This is a genomic window from Bacillus sp. FSL K6-3312 (genome assembly GCF_038007485.1).
Classification (GTDB): domain Bacteria; phylum Bacillota; class Bacilli; order Bacillales; family Bacillaceae; genus Bacillus; species Bacillus pumilus.
The window spans coordinates 2,740,414-2,754,475 of the sequence record NZ_JBBOXI010000001.1 but is presented as its reverse complement, the minus strand read 5'-3'; the positions used below and the strand labels follow the sequence as shown (position 1 = coordinate 2,754,475).

The 14,062-nt window shown below is 40.1% G+C and carries 17 protein-coding genes; 14 read left to right on the top strand and 3 right to left on the bottom strand.

What is annotated here, in order from left to right:
- Window positions 1-131: 131 nt before the first annotated feature.
- Window positions 132-575 carry a YslB family protein gene (locus tag MHI11_RS14440; protein WP_003216293.1) on the bottom strand — a complete coding sequence of 148 codons (444 nt, stop codon included), beginning with the start codon at window positions 573-575 and terminating at the stop codon, window positions 132-134.
- Between the two features lie 280 nt (window positions 576-855).
- On the opposite strand from MHI11_RS14440, the gene MHI11_RS14435 reads away from it, so the two are divergent.
- The 5 genes from MHI11_RS14435 (at window position 856) to MHI11_RS14415 (ending at window position 5,411) form a co-directional block, all read left to right on the top strand.
- A complete protein-coding gene (locus tag MHI11_RS14435; RefSeq protein WP_044139954.1) occupies window positions 856-1,464 on the top strand; it encodes a succinate dehydrogenase cytochrome b558 subunit in 609 nt (202 codons plus the stop codon).
- Between the two features lie 37 nt (window positions 1,465-1,501).
- Entirely contained in the window at window positions 1,502-3,262 is a 1,761-nt protein-coding gene (sdhA, locus tag MHI11_RS14430) for a succinate dehydrogenase flavoprotein subunit (RefSeq protein ID WP_003216403.1), read from the top strand.
- 1 nt (window position 3,263) lies between these two features.
- Window positions 3,264-4,028, top strand: a complete 765-nt coding sequence (gene sdhB, locus MHI11_RS14425) for a succinate dehydrogenase iron-sulfur subunit (protein ID WP_003216443.1) — start codon at window positions 3,264-3,266, stop codon at window positions 4,026-4,028.
- A gap of 123 nt (window positions 4,029-4,151) precedes the next feature.
- Complete coding sequence (locus MHI11_RS14420; RefSeq protein ID WP_065098555.1) at window positions 4,152-4,613, top strand: acyl-CoA thioesterase; 462 nt, start codon at window positions 4,152-4,154, stop codon at window positions 4,611-4,613.
- 78 nt (window positions 4,614-4,691) lie between these two features.
- Window positions 4,692-5,411, top strand: coding sequence for a biotin--[acetyl-CoA-carboxylase] ligase (locus MHI11_RS14415; RefSeq protein WP_044139956.1), 720 nt, complete (start codon window positions 4,692-4,694; stop codon window positions 5,409-5,411).
- A gap of 225 nt (window positions 5,412-5,636) precedes the next feature.
- Here MHI11_RS14415 and MHI11_RS14410 read toward each other — a convergent pair whose 3' ends face one another.
- Window positions 5,637-6,767, bottom strand: a complete 1,131-nt coding sequence (locus tag MHI11_RS14410) for a 2-methylaconitate cis-trans isomerase PrpF family protein (protein ID WP_065098554.1) — start codon at window positions 6,765-6,767, stop codon at window positions 5,637-5,639.
- Between the two features lie 136 nt (window positions 6,768-6,903).
- On the opposite strand from MHI11_RS14410, the gene MHI11_RS14405 reads away from it, so the two are divergent.
- The 5 genes from MHI11_RS14405 to MHI11_RS14385 all read left to right on the top strand — a co-directional run bounded on the left by MHI11_RS14405 (window position 6,904) and on the right by MHI11_RS14385 (window position 11,010).
- A complete protein-coding gene (locus MHI11_RS14405) occupies window positions 6,904-7,764 on the top strand; it encodes a LysR family transcriptional regulator (RefSeq protein ID WP_003216318.1) in 861 nt (286 codons plus the stop codon).
- Window positions 7,765-7,917: 153 nt separating this feature from the next.
- Window positions 7,918-9,234 carry a CitMHS family transporter gene (locus tag MHI11_RS14400; protein WP_044140038.1) on the top strand — a complete coding sequence of 439 codons (1,317 nt, stop codon included), beginning with the start codon at window positions 7,918-7,920 and terminating at the stop codon, window positions 9,232-9,234.
- Window positions 9,235-9,439: 205 nt separating this feature from the next.
- Complete coding sequence (locus MHI11_RS14395; protein WP_340961317.1) at window positions 9,440-9,631, top strand: helix-turn-helix domain-containing protein; 192 nt, start codon at window positions 9,440-9,442, stop codon at window positions 9,629-9,631.
- Window positions 9,632-9,780: 149 nt separating this feature from the next.
- Window positions 9,781-10,869, top strand: coding sequence for an AimR family lysis-lysogeny pheromone receptor (locus tag MHI11_RS14390; protein ID WP_340961315.1), 1,089 nt, complete (start codon window positions 9,781-9,783; stop codon window positions 10,867-10,869).
- A gap of 18 nt (window positions 10,870-10,887) precedes the next feature.
- The gene (locus MHI11_RS14385; protein WP_268508633.1) at window positions 10,888-11,010 is read left to right on the top strand and encodes a hypothetical protein; all 123 of its coding nucleotides are present in this window, start codon (window positions 10,888-10,890) and stop codon (window positions 11,008-11,010) included.
- A 208-nt stretch (window positions 11,011-11,218) separates the two neighbouring features.
- On the opposite strand, the gene MHI11_RS14380 is transcribed toward MHI11_RS14385, so the two are convergent.
- The gene (locus MHI11_RS14380; RefSeq protein WP_340961312.1) at window positions 11,219-11,644 is read right to left on the bottom strand and encodes a helix-turn-helix domain-containing protein; all 426 of its coding nucleotides are present in this window, start codon (window positions 11,642-11,644) and stop codon (window positions 11,219-11,221) included.
- A 171-nt stretch (window positions 11,645-11,815) separates the two neighbouring features.
- Here MHI11_RS14380 and MHI11_RS14375 point away from each other — a divergent pair, with 171 nt between their 5' ends.
- The 4 genes from MHI11_RS14375 (at window position 11,816) to MHI11_RS14360 (ending at window position 13,966) form a co-directional block, all read left to right on the top strand.
- Window positions 11,816-12,019, top strand: coding sequence for a helix-turn-helix domain-containing protein (locus tag MHI11_RS14375; protein ID WP_340961310.1), 204 nt, complete (start codon window positions 11,816-11,818; stop codon window positions 12,017-12,019).
- An 81-nt stretch (window positions 12,020-12,100) separates the two neighbouring features.
- A complete protein-coding gene (locus MHI11_RS14370) occupies window positions 12,101-12,253 on the top strand; it encodes a hypothetical protein (RefSeq protein ID WP_340961308.1) in 153 nt (50 codons plus the stop codon).
- Between the two features lie 80 nt (window positions 12,254-12,333).
- Entirely contained in the window at window positions 12,334-13,182 is an 849-nt protein-coding gene (locus MHI11_RS14365; RefSeq protein WP_340961306.1) for a phage replisome organizer N-terminal domain-containing protein, read from the top strand.
- Window positions 13,133-13,966 carry an ATP-binding protein gene (locus MHI11_RS14360; RefSeq protein WP_340961304.1) on the top strand — a complete coding sequence of 278 codons (834 nt, stop codon included), beginning with the start codon at window positions 13,133-13,135 and terminating at the stop codon, window positions 13,964-13,966. Before MHI11_RS14365 ends, MHI11_RS14360 begins: the two co-directional genes overlap by 50 nt.
- Window positions 13,967-14,062: the final 96 nt, after the last annotated feature.

Below are 14,062 nucleotides of genomic sequence, written 5' to 3'. Positions count from 1 at the left end.
CTTTTTTATATTCGAAACCGCCGCATACAAGAAAGGAAAACGTGCGTAAACCCATTCACTAAGTATGCTATGATAGAAGAAGACAAACAAAAAAAGGCGTGACCTGAAGTCCGCGCCTTTCATAAAGAGTGTTAGCTAGGGTCTCTTAAATCCCATTTAACGGTTAAAATGACTTTATCAGCACGCTTTTTCACTTGTTCATAAGATTCAGCCACGTGCTCGTTGAGAAGCTGGATTTGTTCAGCAATAAAACCTGCTTCCATCTGAAAGCATGGCTCCTTTTGATAGGTGAGTCGATTTGATACAAGTGGACCTTCGAGCTCAAACTCAATTTCCTGTTTTTTCGAATGGACCATCGTGAGAGTTCCCCATCCGGCATCATGGAAAAATTCGGGGATTTTCTCCCATGACTCTTGAGGAAATTTACGAGCAAGCAGCTTACCCGCAAAATACATCATAGATGAATGATCCTGACCAAGAATATCAGGCAGCAGAACTTCGCGTATCAGCTCGTAGGCAAATCCATTGACTTCAATTTCTTTTAGCTGTTCTAAGTTAGATTCGAATTTATTCATTGTACGGCTCCCCTCTTTCAACAATTTATTATAGCTTATGTGAGCATATGATGACAGAGTTTTCCCTGAAGTCTAAGAAATTCTTATTGTAGTAAAACGAATTTTGATTTAAAACTTTTAAATTTCGGAAAATTTTAATTTATGTACGCGGTTTCTTGACGCTTTTTTGACATAGGAGTAAAATGAAATTGTCAATAAATTTGAATAAAGTGCTTACAATTGAAAGAAGCGGGGGTAAGACAATTTTCAGCAATTGCACTTTTTACTAGGGGGTAAAGTAATGTCGGGGAACAAAGAATTTTTTTATCGGAGATTGCATTCTTTGCTTGGCGTCATTCCGGTCGGTCTATTTTTAATTCAGCATTTAGTGGTGAACCACTTTGCGACGAGTGGACCAGAGGCGTTTAACAAAGCTGCACACTTTATGGAACAGCTTCCATTCAGATATGCACTTGAGCTGTTCGTGATTTTCTTACCACTGATCTATCATGCTGTTTATGGGGTGTACATAGCCTTTACGGCACAAAATAACACGTCTCGCTTCAGTTACTTAAGAAACTGGTTGTTCAGACTGCAAAGGGTTTCAGGTATCATCACATTGATTTTTGTCACTTGGCATGTATGGGAAACGCGAATTCAAGCGCAGCTTGGAGCTGAAGTGAACTATGACATGATGGCGAATATTTTAAGCTCTCCATTTATGCTAGGCTTCTATATTGTCGGCGTTTTATCTACTATTTTCCACTTTGCTAATGGCTTGTGGTCATTTGCTGTCAGCTGGGGAATTACTGTTTCACCACGCTCACAAAGAATCTCCACATATGTGACATTAGGTATATTTATAGCGCTTTCATATGTAGGGCTAAGAGCAATTTTCGCTTTTGTTTAAGAGGAAATAGATTAGTAGAAGAGGGAGAGGGGCTACAATGAGTAATTCTAGCATCATCGTTGTCGGAGGCGGCTTAGCTGGTCTTATGGCAACTATTAAAGCAGCAGAAGCGGGAACAGCTGTTAAACTATTTTCAATCGTACCTGTAAAACGTTCGCATTCTGTATGTGCACAGGGCGGAATCAACGGAGCGGTGAATACAAAGGGTGAAGGGGATTCACCTTATGAACATTTTGATGACACGGTGTATGGCGGAGACTTCTTAGCCAACCAGCCGCCAGTAAAGGCAATGTGTGAAGCAGCGCCGTCCATTATCCACTTACTTGATCGGATGGGTGTTATGTTTAACAGAACACCAGAGGGATTACTGGACTTCCGCCGTTTCGGGGGAACACAGCACCACCGTACAGCATTTGCTGGAGCTACAACAGGTCAGCAGCTATTATATGCACTTGATGAGCAGGTTCGCCGCTATGAAGTAGCAGGACTTGTCACGAAATATGAAGGTTGGGAATTCCTTGGCGCTGTGTTAGATGACGAGGAAGTATGCCGAGGCATTGTCGCGCAGAACTTAACAACAATGGAAATTGAATCCTTCCGTTCAGATGCAGTGATCATGGCAACAGGCGGTCCTGGAATCGTGTTCGGAAAATCAACAAACTCCATGATTAACACTGGCTCTGCTGCATCTATCGTCTATCAGCAAGGGGCTCATTATGCAAATGGAGAATTCATTCAAATTCATCCAACAGCGATCCCTGGAGATGACAAGCTTCGTCTCATGAGTGAATCGGCTCGTGGTGAAGGTGGACGTGTTTGGACATATAAAGACGGGAAGCCTTGGTACTTCCTTGAAGAGAAATACCCGGCATACGGAAACCTTGTACCGCGTGATATCGCAACGCGTGAGATCTTTGACGTATGTGTCGAGCAAAAGCTTGGCATCAACGGAGAGAACATGGTATATCTCGATCTTTCTCATAAAGATCCAAAAGAACTTGATATTAAACTAGGCGGCATCATTGAAATCTATGAAAAATTCATGGGTGATGACCCGCGTAAGCTTCCAATGAAAATTTTCCCTGCTGTTCATTACTCAATGGGCGGATTATGGGTTGATTATGATCAAATGACGAATATCAAAGGCCTATTTGCTGCCGGTGAATGTGATTACTCTATGCACGGCGGAAACAGACTTGGTGCAAACTCACTGCTTTCAGCCATTTACGGCGGAATGGTCGCTGGACCAAATGCTGTGAAGTACATTAGCGGCCTTGAAAAGTCTGCGGAAGATCTATCTTCTGCAACATTTGACAGCGCTGTGAAGAAAGAGCAGGAGAAATGGGACAACATCCTCGGCATGGATGGAACAGAAAATGCGTACGTGCTTCATAAAGAGCTTGGAGAATGGATGACGGATAACGTCACAGTTGTTCGTTACAATGACAAACTCTTAAAAACAGATCAGAAGATCGAAGAACTAATGGAGCGCTACAAGCAGATCAACATCAATGATACAGCTTCATGGAGCAACCAAGGCGCTGCCTTCACACGTCAGCTTGACAACATGCTTCAGCTGGCAAGAGTCATTACGATCGGGGCTTACAACCGAAATGAAAGCCGAGGCGCACACTACAAACCGGACTTCCCAGAGAGAAACGATGAAGAGTTCCTAAAAACAACGATGGCTACGTTCAAAGGAAAAAATCAAAAGCCTGCATTCCACTATGAGGACGTCGATGTATCGTTAATTGCACCTCGTAAACGAGATTACTCGAAGAAAAAGGTGGAGAAATAAGATGAGTGAAAAAAACACGATTCAATTCATAATCACACGTCAAGATACAGCAGATGGAAAGCCTTATGATGAAGAATTCGAAATCCCTTACCGCCCAAACATGAACGTCATTTCCGCACTCATGGAAATTAGACGGAACCCGGTCAATAAACAAGGGAAAAAAACAACGGCGATCAACTGGGATATGAACTGTCTTGAAGAGGTGTGCGGAGCTTGTTCTATGGTCATTAATGGAAAACCGCGCCAATCATGTACAGCCTTGATTGACAAGTTAGATCAGCCGATTCGTCTTCAGCCGATGAAGACATTCCCGGTTGTGAGAGATTTGCAGGTTGATAGAAGCCGGATGTTCAATTCCTTGAAAAAGGTGAAGGCATGGGTACCGATTGATGGTACGTATGATCTTGGTCCTGGACCAAGAATGCCTGAGAAAAAACGTCAATGGGCATACGAGCTTTCTAAATGTATGACATGTGGTGTCTGCCTTGAAGCTTGTCCAAACGTGAATGATAAGTCTTCCTTTATGGGACCTGCGCCGCTTTCGCAAGTTCGTCTATTTAACGCACATCCGACAGGTGCGATGAATAAGTCTGACCGTCTAGAAGAAATTATGGGGGACGGTGGTCTTGCGAACTGCGGGAACTCCCAAAACTGTGTGCAGTCTTGTCCGAAAGGAATCCCGCTGACAACGTCAATTGCTGCACTTAACCGAGATACAACTTTACAAGCATTCCGTAACTTCTTCGGAAGCGATCACGCAGAATAACATTACATTCAGTCCTCTTTGCCAATCATGATGAGTGTTTAAGAGAGGCTGGATGCAACATATAAACAAACGCCTCTTCCAATACGGGAGAGGCATTTTGTTTCCAAATAAGGAGATGGTCAAGTGAGATTGCCGTCATATATTGAAGAACCGTTTGAAGAGTGGAGGGCATCCTTTCGATTTTATGTCGAAACGACCGTTCGTTTTTCAGAAACGGATATGTTTGGCCATATGAACAATGTTACCCCTTTTGTGTATTTTGAAGAGGCGCGCATTGCCTTTTTTCAAAAAACAGGAATTGTTGATAAACGGATGAAACGTGTGAGAGAAACCATGACAGTCGTCGCTAACCTGCAATGTGATTACATCAAGCAGGTAGAGATTGGAGAGAGGCTTCGTGTGTATGTCAAGCCGGAAAAGGTAGGCTCAAGCTCACTCATTCTTCATTATTTAGGAGAAAATGAGCAGCAGGAACCATGCTTTACAGGCTCAGTCACCATGGTGCAAATTAGTAAAGACACAGGCACATCAGTCCCATTTACTGAAAAAGAAAAAGAGACATTTCAGGCGCAGCGAAATGAGTAGCATGCTGGCTCATCAACGTGTACGCTTCATTTTGTTATAATAAAAGCATCATATCAAGAAGAAACAAGAGGAGAACATATGAAGATTTTTCAATATGACACCATTGATAGTACAAATAATGAAGCAAAAAGGCTTATGCAGCAAGGAGAAAAGCCTTCATTTGCTGTCTATGCACGCCAGCAGACAGCAGGAAGAGGCAGACTCGGCAGGCCGTGGGAAACAACTTTAGGGAATGTGGCGGTAACCATGACAGTCTTACCGCCAGAAGAACTCTCCACCCAGTCAACGATCGCCCCGCTGACAGCACTAGCAATCTATGATGTGCTGAAACCACTCATAAGAGCGAACGATCAACTGGCGATCAAATGGCCGAATGATATCCTCATTAATGAAGCAAAGGTATCCGGCACATTAATTGAAGCAGACCGCAGCGCCATTTATATCGGTGTTGGCATCAATGTAGAGACGAAGCCGGAGCATGTCCCGTACAAAACCATTTGCTTATTAGAGCTGACAGAGGTGAAAGCCGATCAGCTAGTGAAAGACCTGGCAGCGGCTTTTAAAAAATACCATACACGCTGGCAGAATGAAGGGTTTGAAGCACTCACTGCCCTCTATAATAAACGGTTATATCGTCTCAACAAGCCGCTTCGCATTTCGTTAGATCGTGAAAAACAAACATGGGAAGAAGGCATTTGCTGCGGCGTTAACCGCTTTGGGCATCTTCAGCTAAAAGATGATAAAGGACAGATCAAAGCTCATTCTGCCGGAGATATTGATGCCCCGCTTCAACATTAAAAAAAGCAGACGATGTTCTCGTCTGCTCAGCGTGTAGACAAACCCTCGCATTCGTTGTCAGGTCTGCGCGCTGGTGCTCGCGAATGTTCAATTCGCTCCGCAAAAGTAGCTGCCCTTCCTAGACTTCAAAGGTTTTCTATCACGCTGAAAAGAAGACAAAGTGCTAAAATAAAAATCATTTTAGCACTTTGTCAACAATCTAAGCAGACGATGTTCTCGTCTGCTTTAGGCTTCTCTTTTAATATGAGGCTGCACAATATAATCTTGTTTCGTAAAGACAACCCCGTCTAGTATTTCTCTTGCGGTTCGAATGACTTTGACTCTGTTTTGAGACACGTCAATGTCCGTTTGCATTATCCCAGCAGGATGCCCAATTCGAAGCGTATCATGTTGTCCATCATAAAGCTGTGCAGGAAGCGTATGTTCCATAAAACAGCTGGCTGACACGCAGACAGAGCCGGTAATGGCAAGCGCTTGGTGTGGTCTTTGCATCGATAGCATGCGTACGACGATATCCATATCGGCTGCTCGTCTCATCACTCCGTTTGTATCCACATAATCAGCAGGCTCGCTAATGATCGCAAGCTTCGGAACAGCTGGTGACTGTAATGTCGCCATGTCTTTTGGTGCAAAGTGACACATTTCAGCAGCGATGGAACGAATCTCTTCTAAATCATCCAGTAATTCGTCTGTAAACTCTTCAGGCAATTCAGTTCCTTTTAAATGAAGATCCTTCGCTCGGACAAAGGCAATGGGATTTGCGATGTCAACGATCGAGATCGGAATCTCTCCGAATTTTGTCTGAATCGTATCCATGCGGTTCCCTGTCGGAAAGGTTTTACCTGTCACAGCGCCTTCAGGATTTTCAAAAGATAAATAAATGGGAGAACCTGTCCCTTTTACTCCTGGAATTTCTGCCTGTCCCTCAAATTTTACTTCTCCATTTTCGACTTCGACCTCTGCTGTAATGACTTTATTTGTGTTGGTATTGAGGATACGTACAGTCGTAATGGGCTCAACCGCTTGAACAAGTCCTTTAATGATGGCGTAAGGTCCAACCGCTGATGAGATATTCCCGCAGTTCCCTTTAAAGTCGACATATCTCTCATTGATGCTGACTTGTGCAAACGTATAGTTCACATCCACATCTGGACGTGTGGCTTTATCGATAATGGCCACTTTGCTTGTTAAAGAATTACCGCCGCCGATTCCATCGACCTGCAAACGGTCAGGGCTGCCCATAATGTCTAGTAGAAATGCCTCGAGCTCATCGTGTTCAAATGGTGCATTGTTTGCTTGAATGAATACCCCTTTACTTGTACCGCCTCGCATGATTGTGATTGGAACTTTTCTCATTACTCTCACCCTCAATTTTTTAATGAACTGTTTATCTAATCAAAATGGTAAAGTATAATAAGAAATAAGTTAAATACATTATTTTAAGATGAATCAATAAAATTTTTTTATAACTAGTGAAAAAGGAGGGCACACAATGGATGAGAAAGACTGGCGGTTTTTAAAGGTGCTCTATGAAGAAAAGAACATCACAAAAGCGGCAGAAAAATTATTTGTCTCTCAGCCTGCCTTAAGCTATCGGTTGAAGCAGCTTGAAGAAGAGTTCGATATGAAGCTTTTCTTCAAAAGAAAACGAGGGATTGAATTTACGTCAGAAGGCGAGTACTTGGCTGCATACGCAAATGACATGCTCAAACAGCTTCAGCAAACGAAAGATGGCATGCTGAATATGCAAAAAAAGGTCAAAGGGACAATCCGGTTAGGGGTCTCAAGTAACTTTGCTCAGTATAAGCTCCCAGAAATTTTAAGAGAATTTTCTAAGCAGTATCCACATGTTCAATTCATGGTGAATACAGGCTGGAGCACAAAAGTCATGGATTTATTAGGCACATCAAGTGTCCATTTAGGGATTTTAAGAGGGGATTACGACTGGAATGGAGAGCGGTTTTTGCTCGATAAAGAGCGGCTTTGTATCATTTCAAAATCAGAAATCCAGCTGAAAGACCTCCCAAATCTGCCGCTCATTGACTATCATACAGATAGTTCATTAAAACGATTGATTAACAGATGGTGGCAGGAAACGTTCACCATGCCTCCACTTGTGACGATGGAGACAGACCGCCAGGATACATCAAAAGAGATGGTCAAGCATGGTTTAGGCTATGCCATTGTCCCAGAAATTTGCCTCAGACCAAGTGATGAGCTATTTGTAAAAGGTCTTTCGTATAAAGATGGACAGCCTGTTTTAAGAGATACATGGCTTATGTACCAGCCAGACTCCCTTCATTTATCTGTTGTGAAAGCATTCATTGAGTTTTTAAGAAGTCAGCAAGGCTGATTATAAAAGAAATTTATAGAATATACGAAAAAATCAATATTTTCATTATGAAAAAAGCTATTATATCCTTGAAATAGAAAGCGCTAACATATAGATCGCAAGTGCAAGGGGGCGCTTGCAGATCATGTAAAGAAGAGGATGGAGGGATATAAAGTGCTAGCTATTTTAGGGATCTTGATGGTCTTGACATTTACATTTCTTATTATGACGAAACGTATGCATCCGGTGGTGGCTCTAACCGTTGTACCTATCATATTTGCATTGATCGGTGGCTTTAACAAAGGATTAGGGGACATGATGCTTGATGGACTGAAAACTGTTGCACCATCAGCTGCTTTATTGTTATTTGCCATTTTATTCTTTGGTGTCATGCTGGATGCTGGATTATTTGATCCTCTGATTAAACTCATTTTACGTATTGTAAAAGGTGATCCTGTCAAAATTGCTTTTGGGGTAGCGATTTTGTCTATGCTTGTTGCTTTAGATGGTGATGGAACAACAACGTATATGATCACCGTATCAGCAATGCTACCACTTTTCTTAAGAATTGGGATGAACCCATTAATTTTAGGAACGATTTCATTATTGTCTTTAGGAATTATGAGCGGAATGACGCCTTGGGGCGGTCCGGCTACCCGTGCCATCGCGGCGCTTGGATTAGATGCTGGTGAATTTTTTATTCCATTAATTCCAACAATGGTTGGAGGCGGTCTTTTTATTCTTTTTACTGCGTATGTGCTTGGAAAAAAAGAGCGGAAACGAATTGGGGTTGCAGAGATTCAGTACAAAGAAGAGGCCTCGATCTCCCCTGAATTGGCAGCGTCAATAGAAGATGGAGTAGAAGATATGAAAAGACCCAACCTCATTTGGGTGAACTTCTTCTTGACGATTGCGGTGATGGCGACACTTGTTTTAGATATCGTACCGATTCCAGTTCTCTTCTTAATTGGATTTGTCATCGCTCTCATGATCAACTATCCAAAGGTTGAAGATCAGCGCGAGAGAATTTTGTCGCATGCAGGAAATGCCTTAACGGTCATTACCCTTGTGTTTGCAGCAGGGATTTTCACAGGCATTTTTTCGGGGACAAAAATGGTGGAGTCCATTGCTCATTTGGTCATTTACATGATTCCGGATTCCTACAGCTCATTTTTTCCGCTGATTGTTGCTTTGACGAGTATGCCATTTACATTTGTTCTTTCAAATGATGCTTATTATTTCGGGGTGCTGCCCATTCTGGCTGAGGCCGGTGCAGCATACGGAATTGATCCGGTGGAGATTGCACGTGCCTCTATTATCGGACAGCCTGTTCACTTGCTGAGCCCTCTTGTGGCTTCAACGCTGCTTCTTGTCAGTATGCTGAACAAAGATATTGGTGATTTGCAAAAATATGCACTGCTGTGGACTGTGTTAACTGCCCTTTTTACAACGCTTATTGCTTTGTTAACTGGAGCCATTTCTATCTTTTAAATATGTGTATGAAAAGGACGATGTCTCAGGTAGGAGACTCGTCCTTTTTTGTGCGGATAAAAGCGCACAAAATGGACGCTCATATGCGGGATTTCTTGATTTTAACGTCACCTACCTCGAGCAACCGGCATATGATATCTCGACTATACAGAATCCCATTCTATAGAGACTAGAGCTCTCACCTTAGCAAGGAGGGTTACAATACTTGAAGGAGAAAGAGTTTCAATCCAAGCCGCTATTAACCAAAAGAGAAAGAGAAGTATTCGAATTGCTCGTCCAAGATAAAACAACAAAAGAAATTGCAAGCGAGCTTTTTATTAGCGAAAAGACTGTTCGAAATCATATTTCGAATGATAAGCATACCTTTTGCAAACAGAAACAACATTTAACAAAATAGCTTCAAAAGTCATGTGTAAACCTGAACCACAAATGGATTATAATACAATTATTGTAGTAACAATTCTTGTTAAAAATTCATACTTATTCGACAATTTATGACAGCTTTTTCGACTTTAGTGTGCTAAATTGACTTTGAAAGGTGATCATATGAGTGTAATTGCAAAAAAAGAAATAGGGGAAATTCTCAAAGACAGTTTAATTTCATCTGAAACGACTCAATTAGATATCGCAAAAAAAATCGGCATTACTAAGGGCTATATGAGCAAATTTTTATCAGGAAAAGAGATAGCTTTCTGGATGGTGATAGAGGCTGTTAAGTGCATACTTCCAGAAAAAGAAAAAGTGTTGATGGGAGATTACTGCAAAAGCGGCATTGATAAAAAGTATTTGTTTTGTGCTTTAGAGTATTGTTATACACAAAAAATGTTTGATGTTATGAGATACTTGATTGTAGAATATTCAGCGGTTGCACCTGAACCTTGCTCACTTTACAAATGGATTCTAAATCATAGAGGAAATTTTGACATGCAACACATCAGTAAGTTAAGTAATAATAATCTCAAATCTATAGAGGCAAAAACATTATTATTAATCCTTGAAACTTACGGTTATTATAATTTAGGCAAATACGATATGGCCCACTTTTATATTAGCAAAGCAGGATCATACATTACCAAAATTAAAGATCCATTTCTCAGGAAAAGTTTTAGCGCAAGAATAGATGAGGTATTAGCAAATGTTTATTTGAAGCAAGAAAACAATGTTGAGTTTGCAAGACTCGCAGCTAAATCACTTCTTGAGAATAAAGTGAGTGAAAGCCATGAAATAACCGCTAACCATCTGTTGGCACTCTCATATTTCTTAACATCTTATGAAAAATCAATTTCGTATTACAATATATTTTTAAATCTCATGGAGAAGCATCCTGAAAGAGTAGATGAGATTATTCAAAATAAAGAGGAAATTGCAATTCTACAGTATTACTGGAAAGCTAGTATAGATTCAAGATATAACGTTTCTGATTTCACCAGAAAATTAAAGAAACACAGTATATTATCTGATTATTATAGTGATGAGCGTCTTAAGCCATATGCGTACTTATTCGATGGAATTAAAGAAGTTAGAGCAGATAAAATTCTTTTATCACTTCACTATTTCTCAGAAAAACGTGAGTATTTCAGAGCTAACATTCCTAAATTAGAGTTGCAAAAATTGGAACTAGACTATAAACTCTAATAGTCAGGAGGTGAAAGCATGAAAAAATTAACTAAAGTGCTGATTTTAGCCAGCGTAATTCTGTTTGTATCAGGGTATCAAACCACTGTGTCAGCAAAAGAAACGGTTTATCAAACTAAAGATGTAAAAGTAGGCATGTAAAAAAGACGCTACCAGAAATGGTAACGTCTTTCGTGTTTTAAAGGGAAGTTTCCTGTTTTGTGAAAATTAAAAAACAGGAAACTCTTTTCAAAATTTCTCATTTGAATAAAATAAAAAAAGAACAAATGTTCTGAGGGGGAAATGAATTGGCTATTAATTATGAAGAAGTAATGGAAATTCTAGGAGAAACAAAAAAAGAAGATCAAAATCAATCCTCTTCTGTCGAATCACTTTCTATAAGAAACTTAGCCTTGGATGCCCTATAGTTTTTTAATGCATCCAGCATAAAATTACGTTCATCGTCTGTAATTTGATTCCCATCAGCGTCTATTATATTCGCATTCTTTATGTTATCAAGTGTTAGTTCTTTCGCAAAAACCACTTTTTCGGCTTCCTTACCCATTTTTTCAATATCTTTTGGATCACTCACAAAATACGTGGGATCAACATTAAAGAAATCTGCAAGTTTAGTCAGTGCTTCCAAAGAAGGGCTTTTAATTTTACCAGATTCAAGTTTTGATAAGTAACCATTGCTTAAACCAACTTCTTGAGCGAGCTTCCTTATAGAAAGCTTAGGTCTATGCTCATCTCTTAGCCTTTTTAAGTTTATTCCGATTAGTTCTTTTTTATCCATAGAATAAGATCACCTCAATTTACGCCGCTGGTTATTAATACTTTTGTTAATTATAACACGTTTAAGTTTCCTACAAGAAACATTTATGAAATTTATGGTTGCACAAAAAGATAAGAGATGATATATTTTATTTGTGCTTCCTATAGGAAGCGTTCGAAGGAGGTGGAAATGATGAATCAAGTTAATTCCGCATTTGCCGAAAAAATAAAACGCTTAAGATCTGAAAGAAACGAAACTCAACGACAATTCGGCTTGGTTACAGGTTTTTCGAGCTCTTATATATGTAAATTAGAAAAAGGGAAAGTTAACCCATCACGCTCATCATTGGTCCAATTTTGCGAAAAATTAAATTTGCCACCGGCATATTTTTTTTAAACAATATGCTTCCTATAGTAACCATAAGTTATTGGGCAGTCCTACTGTCCACATTGCATATTATGTTTCGAGGTGATCTTTATGGCTAAGAAAAAGAAAAAGAGAAAAAGCAATCTGTTCCTCGGAGAAGTTTTCTTTGGAACAGAAGACAGAGAAAAACTTTTTACTGAGGCTGTGGCGCCTTATTACACACCAGTAAAAAAAGAGAAGAACAAAAAAAATAAAGAGGCTTGAAACTTTTGTTTCACCTTTTTTTAGAGGACAAGCTTTAATAAGAAAAACTATTCATGAAAAACATTAGGGGGCTTTTAAAGATGGGGGAAGTCAAATGGGTGAAACTAAGCACCCAGATGTTCGATGATGAAAAAATCAAACTCATTGAACAAATGCCTGAATCTGACACTCTGTTGATTATATGGGTTAAGTTACTTGCTCAAGCAGGAAAAACTAACGCATCTGGTTTTATTTATCTAAGCGAAAACGTGCCTTACACAGACGAAATGCTAGCGCATATCTTTGGAAGACCATTAGGAATTGTTCGTATGGCTTTAGACACATTCAGGAAATTCGGCATGATAGAAATTAATGAACAGAATTATATCAGTATATGTAACTGGGAGAAGCATCAGAATTTAGATGCTCTCGAAAAGATCAGGGAGCAGAACCGATTGAGAAAGCAAAAGCAACGCAAAAAACAGAGGCTTCCACAACCAGAAAATGACACGTCACGTGACGTCACGATCAACGTCACACCAAGTCACGCAACAGATATAGATAAAGAATTAGATAAAGATAAAGAATTAAAAGATATATTGTCGGGCAACCCGACTGTTAATCCTGAAACTCAAGAATCTGAAATTCCATTTAAGCTGATTGTGGACCTGTTGAACAAAGTAACAGGTAAGTCATTCAGACATACATCTACTGCTACTCAAAGATTAATTAAAGCACGCTGGAATGACGGATTCAGATTTGAAGACTTCAAAACTGTAATCCTGACAAAAACTAATCAATGGCTTAAAGACGACAAAATGAATAAATATCTGCAGCCAACGACGTTATTCGGGACAAAGTTTGAAGGATATCTGAATGAAGGTGCGGGGGTGATAAAACGTGCAGAAGCAAGAGCAAAAGAAGCAACGCCGTATGACAACCTTTTCTAGTGTAGGTGCTCAATTATCACATCTTGCACCGCAGCTGATTGGTGAAAGGCAATGTCCTAACTGTAATGAAATGGTGCCTATCTATTTGCAAAGAGACAAAGAGATCAGTATTTGTCTTTCATGTGACAACAAAAACATTCAAGAAAGCATGGAACAGTTTCGGATAAGAACTGAGGCCGACAGGTTTTTCAAGTCTTACAGTCTCGTTCCTGATGAAACAAGAAAAGCGACATTTGACAATTTCTATCCCAATGGACTTGACCAATCTCAAGCAGATGCTCAACACACGTTACAAAGATATGTGAAAGAATTTGACAATTTGAAAGAAACCAAGTCTTTCCTGCTGCAGGGTTTATACGGATTAGGGAAGAGCCATCTAGCTCACAGTGTTGCTATGGCGTTGAAGGACCAATACAAAAAAGTCATTTTTGTAAACTCAAAACTTTTGTTGAAACGGATTCAATCGACCTACGGTTCATCAGAAATTAGCGAATCTCAAATTTTACAGCAAATAAATGATTGTGACCTATTCATTCTGGATGATATTGGTGCAGAGTATGTCAAAAAAGAAGCGAATGATGCAGAGTCCTGGGGAATTGATTTGATGCTAACTATTGTTGAATCAAGAGAAAACAAAGCCAACATTTACACCACGAATTACAACGCAAAAGATTTGGCAGAAAAGTACGGGCGGCATGGTGGACGCATTTTGTCACGAATGGCACATGGCTGCCGGACCCTCAAATTAACAGGAAAAGATCGGCGAATCGCTGGAATCTTGTAGCAATATGTTTCAACACTACTCAAGGTTGAGAGTTTAAAAGACTATGAAAAACACAAGGAGGAACGAACATGAAAAAAAGGCGGTAGAAAGCCCACA

Coding starts and splice junctions, on each gene's coding strand:
- MHI11_RS14440 (WP_003216293.1), bottom strand. CDS start 575: ATGAATAAATTCGAATCTAACTTAGAACAGCTAAAAGAAATTGAAGTC.
- MHI11_RS14435 (WP_044139954.1), top strand. CDS start 856: ATGTCGGGGAACAAAGAATTTTTTTATCGGAGATTGCATTCTTTGCTT.
- sdhA (WP_003216403.1), top strand. CDS start 1,502: ATGAGTAATTCTAGCATCATCGTTGTCGGAGGCGGCTTAGCTGGTCTT.
- sdhB (WP_003216443.1), top strand. CDS start 3,264: ATGAGTGAAAAAAACACGATTCAATTCATAATCACACGTCAAGATACA.
- MHI11_RS14415 (WP_044139956.1), top strand. CDS start 4,692: ATGAAGATTTTTCAATATGACACCATTGATAGTACAAATAATGAAGCA.
- MHI11_RS14410 (WP_065098554.1), bottom strand. CDS start 6,767: ATGAGAAAAGTTCCAATCACAATCATGCGAGGCGGTACAAGTAAAGGG.
- MHI11_RS14405 (WP_003216318.1), top strand. CDS start 6,904: ATGGATGAGAAAGACTGGCGGTTTTTAAAGGTGCTCTATGAAGAAAAG.
- MHI11_RS14390 (WP_340961315.1), top strand. CDS start 9,781: ATGAGTGTAATTGCAAAAAAAGAAATAGGGGAAATTCTCAAAGACAGT.
- MHI11_RS14385 (WP_268508633.1), top strand. CDS start 10,888: ATGAAAAAATTAACTAAAGTGCTGATTTTAGCCAGCGTAATTCTGTTT.
- MHI11_RS14380 (WP_340961312.1), bottom strand. CDS start 11,644: ATGGATAAAAAAGAACTAATCGGAATAAACTTAAAAAGGCTAAGAGAT.
- MHI11_RS14375 (WP_340961310.1), top strand. CDS start 11,816: ATGAATCAAGTTAATTCCGCATTTGCCGAAAAAATAAAACGCTTAAGA.
- MHI11_RS14370 (WP_340961308.1), top strand. CDS start 12,101: ATGGCTAAGAAAAAGAAAAAGAGAAAAAGCAATCTGTTCCTCGGAGAA.
- MHI11_RS14365 (WP_340961306.1), top strand. CDS start 12,334: ATGGGGGAAGTCAAATGGGTGAAACTAAGCACCCAGATGTTCGATGAT.